Here is a 10,429-nt window from a genome sequence, read left to right on the forward strand (position 1 = left end):
GGAAACTGCCGCTGCCTTTCTTCCTGCCACTTTTGCGGATCTCGCCACACGCTAATCGGTGCGGTTTCTCCCGGCAAAAACACCGCACAGGCGGGATCGCAGGGTGTCGCGGCCGGAAGTTCTATGTCTAATTCTGAAAAAATTCGGTGATGAATGCCTCCGGGTTCCAATCCTGCAACCTGCGTGGCGCCGACATCGAAGGTAAAGCCTTTGCGTTTGAAGGTGGAAGCGCATCCTCCGGGGACGATCGCCTGTTCTAAGACTAGCACTTTGTATCCTCTGCGGGCTAGCAGGGCGGCTGCTGTCAGCCCGCCGATGCCGCCTCCAATTACCGTGACGCGGATCTTAGTGTCTGCTGGATTGGATTTGCTCTCAGGGGTGCGATCGCCTCTCATAATTTATTTATTGTAATATTTCTTAATAGTATGCTCATATTTTGCAATAAAAAGCTCTTGTAGCGGCAGGTTGAAATCTATCGCTACAAGAGGAAGGAGACCGAATTTAGAGGACGTTTTGTTTTAGGGATAAGGTGCTCCGGGCGCACCCGGAGCGTTAGACAGTATCGTGTTGATGAGAGAATCACTGACGGCGCCACTTGTTGAGATAAGCTTCGCCAATGCCAGCCACAGCCTGCATTTGAGCTAGCTGTTCCCGTAAAGCTTTGATGGTTCTTAGCTGTTCTTGAGACTGTTGCTGCAAAGCGTCGTAATTTCGCTGTATCGCCGCACTCTGGCTCAATTCATTTTCCAGATATTGCAACTTGGTCAGTTTAACTTGGAAGTCGCCGATCGCACTTGACTTTTCTGCTAACTCGTGCTGCAAAGATTCGTAACTCGACTTCGACACGCTTTCCTGGAATTGGCTTTCGAGATTTTGCTTTTCCGTGGCGAATTGCTGCTGCAAAGATTCCAGAGCACTGGATTTTTCGGCTAGTTGCTGCTGCAAAGATTCCAAAGCGCTGGATTTTTCGCCTAGCTGTTGCTGAAACTCGTGTTCCCGGTGTTCTCTTTCTGCCAATTGCTGCTGCAAAGATTCCAGAGCACTGGATTTTTCGGCTAGTTGCTGCTGCAAAGATTCCAAAGCACTGGATTTTTCGCCTAGCTGTTGCTGAAACTCGTGTTCCCGGTGTTCTCTTTCTGCCAATTGCTGCTGCAAAGAAGCGAGCGAACTTTCGCGTTCAGTCAACTGCTGCTGTAAACTTTCGTAACTTGACTTGGCTACTGTTTCCTGCAATTGGCTTTCGAGATTTTGCTTTTCGGTAGCTAATTGCTGCTGCAAAGAAGCGAGTGAACTTTCGTGTTCACTCAACTGCTGCTGTAAACTTTCGTAACTTGACTTAGTTACTGTTTCTTGCAATTGGCTTTCGAGATTTTGCTTTTCGGTAGCTAATTGCTGCTGCAAAGAAGCGATCAAACTTTCGCGTTCACTCAACTGCTGCTGTAAACTTTCGTAACTTTCTTGCAGCGGATTTGGCTTTATACTCACCGAGTCCGATAGAGTTTCTGCCGTTACAGCCTCATTAATTTCGCTTTCTTCGGCTGTTTCCCCTTGCAAGTCGGGGGCGTCTACCTGCGTTTCTTCACCTTTTTTCCAAGTGACAGTAACTTCCGTCTTGTCCTTAGAAATATCCAGAGCGCCTTGTGCCAAGCGTTCTAGGAGTTCTGACCTTGATATTCCGAGCTTGCGAGCGATCACGTTTAATCGATCGGCACTAGAAGAAGTCAGCGAAAGTCCGACTTTGACTTTACTTTCTGAATTGGAACTAACTACATTGCGATTTTTTTTGACCATTGGCATTTTCCTCATGCCAACCTACACTAATAAGTGTAGTGGCTGAAGTTTCTATTAAAATTAATTCTTGTTACTTACCAATTGTGCCAGCTTCTGTTCCCAATTGAACAAAAATTCGTGAAGATACCCTTCGGTCGATTCCTCGACGTAGAACCCCGTGAAGATTCCCTGGCAGGGTTTTTTTTTCGGCACGATACCGCAGATATAACAGTTGAGCTTGTTAGATAATATCTAACTTTGCGCCCGATTTCACCGGTTCGGCGCGATCGACCAAATCCAAATAAGCTGCCAGATAGTCTTTGAACGCTGCAAAAAGGCGAGTTTCCACAACTTCCATGCGATCAGCCCGAACCACGCTGCTAAAAGGTTTTTTACACGATGAGGATCAAGTCGGGGGAGCAAGAGTGGGATTAAAGATAAAGCCTGCGGTTTCCAACCCCGCCTACACACACAAAACCCACCTGGAGTGGGTGAAAGAATTTTTACTCGATCGGGCCTTGACATTTCCCTCTCGAAATGAGAGCATAGACATAGTAGTCAATCAATCAATCGGAAAATCACTATGCAAAACAAAAGAACAAATCAAAGAAAAACTCATGCACTTAATCTCGATCCGCAACCTCCGTAAAGATGCTGCCCAGTATCCCGATGTCAAAAATTAAATTGATAGCTGGAACGCAACTGTAAAGCAAGCAAAATGGCAGAACTTGGAGGATGTTCGCCAGATTTACCGGGATGCCGAAGCAGTAGGAGACTTCACAGTCTTTAATATCAAAGGCAACGAATATCGCCTGATTGTCGGCATCAACTACGAGGAGCAAACTATTTTCTACAAATATTTACTAACCCACGCTGAATACGACAAAGACAAATGGAAAAATGATCCTTACTTTTGATGGAGCTACTTATAGCAACTTGCTTGCAGAAATTGCTCCTAGGGCGATCGAAACTGAAGAGGAATACGATCGCCTCCTGGCAGTGGCAGAACGGCTAATGTTCGCTAAAAACCTCACTCCAGAGGAGAGAGCTTTATACAAGTTGTTAGTCACGCTGGTTGAAGTTTACGAGAGAGAAAATTATCCGATCGACAAATCCGAGCCTCATGAGATTTTGCAACACATCATGGAATCCAGCGGCACCCGTCAAGCGGACTTGGTAGGTATCATTGGATCGAGCGGTGTGGTGTCTGAGGTTGTGAATGGGAAAAGAGCGATTAGCAAGGCACAAGCTAAGGCACTAGGCGATTATTTTAAAATCTCACCTAGCTTGTTCATTTAATTGGGAAATTGGGCATTGGTTATTTGTGATTAGAAAAACTACTAACCAGTAACCACTAACTATTACCGATGCCCGGTGCCCAGGCCAGAGGCATCTGACCCTTGGGCGTTGCTGAATTAAGGTATGACTAGTTCAAAGATAAATTTGGAAAAAACAATTAAGTGACGCTCCTACACCAATCGCCAGCGATATGGTTTAGGAGCGTCACTTAATTGTTTTCTACTATTGGCATTATCTCTGGGCGTTTATTCCCGGCCCGATCACCCGTAATTTACACTCAAAAATATAAAAGCGAGAGCCCTTGATTTTTCTAAAAAAAATCAAGGGCTCTCGGTCTCATCAAAGTATTTATCTCATATCAGAGACTTTTGTTGCAAGCTGTTTTTTTTGCCTAAACAGCTTGTTTAACGGAGAGGGAGGGATTCGAACCCTCGTTAAGTTGCCCTAAACACACTTTCCAGGCGTGCGCCTTCAACCGCTCGGCCACCTCTCCAGGGCTAAACTAATTCATTTAGCCACAGCTAAGCTATCTTAGCAGAACAAATCAGATTTGGGAAGGGGTAACGGCATAAATTTGCTGTTTAATATGGGTAGGGTGTGAAACGGGCAGGCTTGGGTTCTTCTCTCTGGGTCGCAAACCCATTCATTTCAAGGATCTTGCCCCGCCAACGCCAATCTAAAATCTAAAATCTAAAATCTAAAATTCCATGACTAACTCTTACACAATTAAAATTCATAACAGACAGACAGGCGATCGCCACACCGTGCGAGTACCCGAAGACCGCTACATCCTCCAAAGCGCCGAAAACCAAGGAGTAGAATTGCCCTTTTCCTGCCGCAACGGCGCTTGTACCGCCTGTGCGGTGCGCGTCAAGTCGGGGGAACTGCACCAGCCAGAAGCAATGGGGCTTTCTGTGGAACTGCAAAAAGAAGGTTATGCCCTGCTGTGCGTCAGCTATCCCCGTTCCAACATTGAGGTAGAGACACAAGACGAAGACGAAGTGTACGAACTGCAATTCGGCCGCTACTTCGGCAAAGGTAAAGTTAAAGCCGGTTTGCCGTTGGATGAAGAATAAGGCAATTTGATAAATAATCCACTACCAATTATCCATGCTTTATCGGTTATTTGCGATCGCCCTTTGTTTGTTGTTAGCTAGCTGCCAAAAACCAGAAATGCCCCAAGGTACGATCGCCAAAGTAGAAAGGGCTATCAGTGGGCAAACAATCGAAGTTATCAGTACAGCCGACAAAATAGCCTTATTAGAACAAATCAGGCTGATTGGTATTGATGCGCCAGATTTAAAACAGCAGCCTTGGGGAGAAGCAGCCAAACAAAGACTAGAACAGCTAATTGGGGGAAAACAGGTATTGTTAGAATCAGACATCGAACAGAAAGACCAGTTCGATCGCAAACTAGCCTACTTGTGGCAAGATAAAAATTTGCTCAACGAACAGCTAGTCAAAGAAGGTTATGCCCTGGCCTCAGTGCGATCGCCCAACACCAAATATCAGCAGCGACTCATCAACGCTCAAGAATGGGCGAGACTCATGGGTAAAGGCTTGTGGAATCCAGAACGAGCATTGCGCCAAACTCCTGCAGAATTTCGCCAGCAAAATCGGCAATAGTCATTAGTCAGTAGTCATGTCCACTCGTTCCTAGGCTCGGCCTGCGAACGCAGATCCGGAGGCTCGGCCTCCATTTTTTTCAGCCGAGGCAGAGCCTCTAGATATAGGTTCCTAGGCTTTGCCTAGGAACCAGTTATTCTTGCCTCTTCCATCTTCCATCTTCCATCTTCCTTCGTGTCCTTCGCGTCTTCGCGGTTCGTACTTCCCTCTTCCTAATGACTGACAATCAACTGCAAAATTTCTTAGAAATAGCCACCGAAGCAGCCCTAGCCGCCGGTTCCGTCCTGAAATCTTTCTGCGGAAAATTAGAAAAAATTCAAGAAAAAGGTCGATCGGGCGATTTAGTCACAGAAGCCGACAAAGCCTCAGAAGCCGTCATCTTAGAAATTCTCGGCCGCCACGTACCCGACCACGCAATCCTCGCCGAAGAATCCGGCAAATTAGGGGATGCAACTAGCAAATACCTGTGGGCGATCGACCCTTTGGACGGCACAACAAATTATGCTCACCAATATCCTTTTTGGGCCGTGTCGATCGGACTTTTAATCGACGGAATACCACAAATTGGAGTAATTTACGATCCTTTTCATAACGAATTATTTCGGGCAGGCAAAGGATTGGGAGCAACCTGCAACCGTTCGCCCATCGAAGTTTCCCAAATCTCAGAATTGAGAACCAGTTTGCTAGTCACTGGCTTTGCATACGATCGGCGCGAAACAGCAGACAATAATTATGCCGAATTCTGTCACCTTACCCACCTCACCCAAGGCGTGCGGCGCAGCGGTTCCGCATCCCTAGACCTCGCACACCTCGCGATGGGGCGATCGGACGGATACTGGGAACGGGGACTATCCCCTTGGGATGTAGCAGCAGGTGTACTCATCGTCTCCGAAGCCGGAGGTCAAGTTACAGCTTATGACGGCAGTGCATTTGAGATGAACTCGGGTCGGGTTTTGGCCACAAACGGCAAAATACACGCCGAACTCAGCAGCGCACTGCTAGCCGTTCCTCCTTTATCTTCTTGGAAGTAGCGCCCCCCAGCAATAGATCGGGGGTAGTACGGGGGTCACAACCCCTTGACTCAAGCTACATTAAAGAATAGTGAAAAGCCAGGAAAGGAAGAGTAAAAGTTATGTCTTTTGAAATGACAAAAGGGCTGTTCAAGTATGACTTTACAGATCAGCACGCAATTTTGGGAATTCCCTTAGACGCCGAGTTTAACGACATCCGCAAGCGCTACATGAAAATCGCCCGCCGCTTGCATTCGGATACTTGCTCTTTTGAAAGCCAAGCCGATAAAGATTGGGCTAACCAATTTTTGTCAAAAGTAGTCAATCCGGCTTACAACAAATTTTCCAAGGAAAGCGATCGCAAAGAATACAGCCTGTTATTAGCAGCCATCGCCAAGCGCGTCGTTAAAGAACAGGCGAAAATGCAAATTGAAAGCGAAGCAGCCAAACAGTTAGCTACCGCTCAAAATTGGGAAGAAGCTTACAAAACAGCAGTTAGCAAACTCGCTCTCAAGCAGTACGAATCAGTTAAGGAAACCGAAGATGCGATCGCTCAAATTAGCGAACTCAACATGGTTTACCTCCTGCGAAAAGAGCGCCTTGGCGGTGGTGCGGTTACACCCGCTTCACCCATAAAAGATGTAACCCCAATAAAAGATGCAACCCCAACCCCAACCCCAACCGCAATTCCAACCCCAACTCCACCTCTGCCCAAAGTCGAAGACCCGCAGACTGAAGCCTATTGCCGCCGAGCTCAAGGATTCATGGACAGCAAAAGTTACGCCAAAGCAATTTTAGAGTTGAAAGAAGCCGTGAAGCGCCAGCCAAAACACAGCAAGGCCCACGCTTTATTAGCAATGTGTTACCTGGAACAAAATCAAGCCACAATGGCGAAACTTGAGATGAACAAAGCTTTGGCATCAAATCCTGAAGAACCGACGGCTTTGGAGGTTAAGAAAAAGCTGGAACAAGTTTCCGCAAAGGCTAAAAAAAGTGATGAAAAACCAGGATTTTTTGCAAGTTTGTTTGGCGGGAAGAAGAAATGAGAAGTTGTGATTTGTGAGTCTTGAATGTTGAGAAAATGGTGAACTGCACAGCAGTGGAGTGAGCTCGATCAAAACTTGGTGAGATCAAATCCGGTAACTCGGAATTATACCGTCAGTGCAATCGTCCGGCGAGAGCAGATGCTCCAGAAAGAGCGGGACGCTTGCACAGACGGGGAAAATGATTATTCCCATGCAAACGAAAACGCTATGAAGCCTTAATTTGTTAAAGTTGAATGTTAAGCTTGCCTGCTTCGACTTTAACACCGTCTCCTAAAGCTAAGCTTATAGGCCCAACCTAAAATCTAAAATCTAAAATCTAAAATTGATATGACACCTTAATTTGTTAAAGTCAACTGTTAAGCTTGCCTCGTTAGACTTTAACACCGTCCATAAAGCTAAGCTTCTAAGCCCAATCTAAAATCTTCTAAAGTCTAAAATCTAAAATTGATATGGTTCACCAACCCCCATCCGGTGCAAGAGATTTATTGCCCCTTGACGTTGCTCAAAAAATTTCGATCGAACGGCGCTTACAGCAGGTTTTTCACCGCTGGGGCTATCACCGGATTATTACCTCTACCCTAGAAAGGCTGGAGACATTGATGGCTGGGGGCGCGATCGACCGATCGACCTTAATTCAACTGCAAGACGCCGAGGATGGAGAACTTGGTTTGCGGCCGGAATTGACAGCATCCATCGCCCGCGCGGCTGCAATGCGGATGGCCGGGACTCGTTGGCAGCCTCAGCGCCTCTACTATAACGCTAACGTGTTCCGCAAAGGCCCAGATACAGGCTCAGGCGGGCAACAGGAGTTCTATCAAGCTGGGGTAGAACTCCTCGGCGCGGGGGGGGCGGTTGCGGATGCGGAAGTGCTGCTGCTGGTGTCTGAGTGCTTGCAGAGCTTGGGAATTGATGACTGGCATTTGGTTTTGGGAGAAGCGGGCTTGACTGCAACATTGCTAGAATCGTTTCCGCCAAATGTGCGCCAAAAAGTTCGGGGGGCGATCGCCAATCTCGATCGAATTGCCTTGGAAACTTTGCCGCTGTCAACCGAATTGCGAGAAAGAGCTCTGCTGTTATTTGACTTGCGCGGCCGCCCAGAAGAGGTGTTGCCAATTGTTGCCAAGCTGGATTTAGATTTGCCGCAGCAAGCCGCGTTAAATAATCTCAAATCTGCGATCGAATTGCTGCACCAATGCCAGTCAAAAATTCCCAATCTAAAATCCCACATTCACCTCGATTTGAGTTTAATTCAAACATTTGACTATTACACTGGAATTGTGTTTGAAGTTGTCAGCAGCAGTAAGACAGGACAGCGAGTTCTAGGACAAGGGGGACGTTACGACCAACTGTTGGGACTGTTCGATCCGCAAGGGCAAAATTCCCCCGGCATTGGGTTTTGTCTAAATATTGAAGAGTTGCACCAAGTTTTGCTGACAGAGGGGCAATTGCCCAGCCAGACGCCAGCTAGCGACTGGTTGGTTGTGGCTCAAACTCCTGAAGCTAGTGCCGCCGCGTTTGCTTACGCTCGCAAACTCCGAGACTCTACTCACCTAGTTCGGGTAGAGATAGATTTAGAGAGTCGGGAGACAGCAGAGTCGGCGCGGGAATATGCGCGCGATCGACGAATTGCTCAAATTGCTTGGGTAAATGCCGAAGGATTGCCAACAATTGAAACGGTAAATTAGGCTAATTGGTAAGTGGTAATTAGTAGTTGGTAATTGGTTAAAAATCACCCGATATGATATTATGTATCCTGCTGATTGAGAGAAGGTTTTGCCAATTGCTAATTGCTAATTCCCTATCTACCTAAAATGTTTTGAGAGAACACTATGGCACACACTATTGTTACGAATATTTGCGAGGGAGTTGCTGATTGCGTTGGCGCTTGTCCGGTTGCTTGCATTCACCCCGGTCCCGGCAAAAACGTCAAGGGTACTGATTGGTTTTGGATTGATTTTGATACCTGTATTGACTGCGGTATTTGTTTGCAGGTATGTCCTGTCGAAGGTGCGATCGTTCCAGATGAGCGGCCTGAATTGCAGCAAACTCCAACTTGATTGCAATTGAGGGCTAGATAGCTACATTAACTCAGGGGTAAGGTGCGCGGCCCGGCGCACCCTACATTCGCTTTTTTTCCTAACCGCAGAGAACACAGAGGGCGCCGAGAAAAAGGGTGATAAATATTGGAAAAATCTAAGGTTTAGATCTGTAAGTGAGGTTATTAATTATGTTTCTTTTGTGAGTTCTTTCTCTTGTCTTCCTACCCTTCGAGAACGGCTTCGCCGAACTTGTCCTTCGCGTCTTCGCGATTCGTTTAAAAAAAAGCCAGATCGCACTTTACAAAAAAAACTACAATAAAATCTACAATAAAATCCTATGCAGCCGATCGCACTTTCCGACTCTCAAATTTTATCCATCCGCACCCACGCCGAAAGCGCTTATCCTGAAGAATGCTGCGGTTTGTTGCTCGGTCGAGTTACTGGCGATGTTAAAACTGTAGTGGAAGTTTGGCAGACTCAAAATGCTTGGAGTGCGGAGGCGGAGGAGAATTGGCCTGAAGAAAAGGGATTGACAGAAAGGCGCAGATATGCTATTAAGCCCGAAGATATGTTGCGGGCGATGAAACACGGGCGCGATCGCAGTGTGGATATTATCGGCATATATCATTCTCACACGGATTGTCCGGCAGTGCCCTCAGAGTGCGATCGGACATTGGCCTGGGCCGAATACTCTTACATCATTGTGTCCGTCCGACAAGGCTGTTCAGAAGACCTCCGCAGTTGGAGTCTTGACGGAGAGAGGAACTTTCAAGCAGAGGAAATTCTCGCACAGGAACCGACTGAGATTAAGAAATAATTAGTAAAAATAACAAACACGTAAAAATGCGAAAGATTTAGATAGGATATAATTCAAAATCTGCGCTACACACAATATCATGCTAAATCCTAATCTGGACGAGATCCAGCTCAACAAACAAGAATACGAACGCTACTCTCGCCACCTCATCCTCCCAGAAGTTGGATTGGAAGGGCAGAAGCGTCTCAAAGCTGCCAGCGTGCTCTGCATCGGTACGGGAGGCCTCGGTTCGCCGCTGCTGCTGTATTTAGCGGCAGCCGGTGTTGGCCGCATTGGGATTGTAGACTTTGATGTTGTAGACCATTCCAATTTGCAGCGGCAAGTAATTCACGGCACTTCTTGGGTGGGGAAACCGAAGATTGAGTCGGCTAAAAATCGGATTTTAGAAATTAATCCTTTTTGCCAAGTTGATTTGTACGAAACTCGCGTTAGTTCGGAAAATGCGATCGACATTGCCACTCCTTACGATATTATTATCGACGGTACGGACAACTTCCCGACTCGCTATTTGATGAACGACGTTTGCGTGCTTTTAAACAAGCCGAACGTCTACGGTTCCATCTTCCGATTTGAAGGCCAAGCAACAGTTTTCAACTACCAAGGCGGCCCGAATTATCGCGATTTGTACCCAGAACCCCCGCCTCCTGGCATGGTTCCTTCTTGTGCAGAAGGCGGCGTTTTAGGCGTTTTGTGCGGAGTTGTCGGTTCTATCCAAGCAACGGAAGCTATCAAGATTATCTTGGGTCAAGGCACTACTTTGAGCGGCAGACTGTTGCTTTACAATGCCTTAGATATGACGTTCCGGCAATTGAAACTGCGGCC

At 46.9% G+C, this 10,429-nt stretch carries 14 protein-coding genes and 1 tRNA gene; 11 read left to right on the forward strand and 4 right to left on the reverse strand.

All coding sequences use genetic code 11. From position 1 onward, the window contains the following. The 3 genes from QUA38_RS18570 to QUA38_RS18580 form a co-directional block, all read right to left on the reverse strand. Positions 1 to 395 (reverse strand): FAD-dependent oxidoreductase (locus tag QUA38_RS18570; RefSeq protein WP_333164273.1); only part of this gene is annotated, 395 nt, incomplete at its 3' end. A gap of 184 nt (positions 396 to 579) precedes the next feature. Further along, positions 580 to 1,791, reverse strand: coding sequence for a ribbon-helix-helix protein, CopG family (locus QUA38_RS18575; protein ID WP_333164276.1), 1,212 nt, complete (start codon positions 1,789 to 1,791; stop codon positions 580 to 582). Positions 1,792 to 2,011: 220 nt separating this feature from the next. Continuing rightward, positions 2,012 to 2,146, reverse strand: coding sequence for a hypothetical protein (locus QUA38_RS18580; RefSeq protein WP_333164278.1), 135 nt, complete (start codon positions 2,144 to 2,146; stop codon positions 2,012 to 2,014). A gap of 49 nt (positions 2,147 to 2,195) precedes the next feature. On the opposite strand from QUA38_RS18580, the gene QUA38_RS18585 reads away from it, so the two are divergent. From QUA38_RS18585 to QUA38_RS18595, 3 genes are read left to right on the forward strand one after another with little or no spacing between them, the layout of a single operon-like run. After that, positions 2,196 to 2,453 (forward strand): hypothetical protein, encoded by a 258-nt coding sequence (locus tag QUA38_RS18585; protein WP_333164280.1) that lies wholly within the window; start codon positions 2,196 to 2,198, stop codon positions 2,451 to 2,453. Next, positions 2,454 to 2,687, forward strand: coding sequence for a type II toxin-antitoxin system HigB family toxin (locus QUA38_RS18590; protein WP_333164300.1), 234 nt, complete (start codon positions 2,454 to 2,456; stop codon positions 2,685 to 2,687). Beyond that, a complete protein-coding gene (locus tag QUA38_RS18595; RefSeq protein ID WP_333164282.1) occupies positions 2,671 to 3,069 on the forward strand; it encodes a transcriptional regulator in 399 nt (132 codons plus the stop codon). The genes QUA38_RS18590 and QUA38_RS18595 overlap by 17 nt, the downstream gene beginning before the upstream one ends. A gap of 408 nt (positions 3,070 to 3,477) precedes the next feature. Here the strand turns inward: QUA38_RS18595 and QUA38_RS18600 are convergent. Continuing rightward, a tRNA-Ser gene (locus QUA38_RS18600) sits at positions 3,478 to 3,562 on the reverse strand. Between the two features lie 214 nt (positions 3,563 to 3,776). Here QUA38_RS18600 and QUA38_RS18605 point away from each other — a divergent pair. From QUA38_RS18605 to moeB, 8 genes are all read left to right on the forward strand, one after another. Then, entirely contained in the window at positions 3,777 to 4,145 is a 369-nt protein-coding gene (locus tag QUA38_RS18605; RefSeq protein ID WP_242721298.1) for a 2Fe-2S iron-sulfur cluster-binding protein, read from the forward strand. A 34-nt stretch (positions 4,146 to 4,179) separates the two neighbouring features. Beyond that, positions 4,180 to 4,695, forward strand: a complete 516-nt coding sequence (locus tag QUA38_RS18610) for a thermonuclease family protein (protein ID WP_333164284.1) — start codon at positions 4,180 to 4,182, stop codon at positions 4,693 to 4,695. A gap of 215 nt (positions 4,696 to 4,910) precedes the next feature. Beyond that, complete coding sequence (locus QUA38_RS18615) at positions 4,911 to 5,726, forward strand: inositol monophosphatase family protein (RefSeq protein ID WP_333164286.1); 816 nt, start codon at positions 4,911 to 4,913, stop codon at positions 5,724 to 5,726. A gap of 101 nt (positions 5,727 to 5,827) precedes the next feature. Continuing rightward, positions 5,828 to 6,751, forward strand: a complete 924-nt coding sequence (locus QUA38_RS18620; RefSeq protein WP_333164288.1) for a tetratricopeptide repeat protein — start codon at positions 5,828 to 5,830, stop codon at positions 6,749 to 6,751. Between the two features lie 449 nt (positions 6,752 to 7,200). Beyond that, positions 7,201 to 8,436 carry an ATP phosphoribosyltransferase regulatory subunit gene (locus QUA38_RS18625; RefSeq protein WP_333164290.1) on the forward strand — a complete coding sequence of 412 codons (1,236 nt, stop codon included), beginning with the start codon at positions 7,201 to 7,203 and terminating at the stop codon, positions 8,434 to 8,436. A 144-nt stretch (positions 8,437 to 8,580) separates the two neighbouring features. Then, a complete protein-coding gene (locus QUA38_RS18630) occupies positions 8,581 to 8,808 on the forward strand; it encodes a ferredoxin family protein (RefSeq protein WP_333164293.1) in 228 nt (75 codons plus the stop codon). Between the two features lie 319 nt (positions 8,809 to 9,127). Beyond that, entirely contained in the window at positions 9,128 to 9,607 is a 480-nt protein-coding gene (locus QUA38_RS18635; protein ID WP_333164295.1) for a M67 family metallopeptidase, read from the forward strand. 79 nt (positions 9,608 to 9,686) lie between these two features. Then, positions 9,687 to 10,429: molybdopterin-synthase adenylyltransferase MoeB (gene moeB, locus QUA38_RS18640; protein WP_333164298.1), on the forward strand; the 743-nt coding region annotated here is incomplete at its 3' end.

This window comes from Microcoleus sp. Pol12B4 (assembly GCF_036701385.1).
GTDB lineage: Bacteria > Cyanobacteriota > Cyanobacteriia > Cyanobacteriales > Microcoleaceae > Microcoleus.

Excerpts from the sequence above, each read along its gene's own strand:
- QUA38_RS18575 (WP_333164276.1), bottom strand. The coding sequence starts at position 1,791 with ATGGTCAAAAAAAATCGCAATGTAGTTAGTTCCAATTCAGAAAGTAAA.
- QUA38_RS18595 (WP_333164282.1), top strand. The coding sequence starts at position 2,671 with ATGATCCTTACTTTTGATGGAGCTACTTATAGCAACTTGCTTGCAGAA.
- QUA38_RS18605 (WP_242721298.1), top strand. The coding sequence starts at position 3,777 with ATGACTAACTCTTACACAATTAAAATTCATAACAGACAGACAGGCGAT.
- QUA38_RS18610 (WP_333164284.1), top strand. The coding sequence starts at position 4,180 with ATGCTTTATCGGTTATTTGCGATCGCCCTTTGTTTGTTGTTAGCTAGC.
- QUA38_RS18615 (WP_333164286.1), top strand. The coding sequence starts at position 4,911 with ATGACTGACAATCAACTGCAAAATTTCTTAGAAATAGCCACCGAAGCA.
- QUA38_RS18620 (WP_333164288.1), top strand. The coding sequence starts at position 5,828 with ATGTCTTTTGAAATGACAAAAGGGCTGTTCAAGTATGACTTTACAGAT.
- QUA38_RS18625 (WP_333164290.1), top strand. The coding sequence starts at position 7,201 with ATGGTTCACCAACCCCCATCCGGTGCAAGAGATTTATTGCCCCTTGAC.
- QUA38_RS18630 (WP_333164293.1), top strand. The coding sequence starts at position 8,581 with ATGGCACACACTATTGTTACGAATATTTGCGAGGGAGTTGCTGATTGC.
- QUA38_RS18635 (WP_333164295.1), top strand. The coding sequence starts at position 9,128 with ATGCAGCCGATCGCACTTTCCGACTCTCAAATTTTATCCATCCGCACC.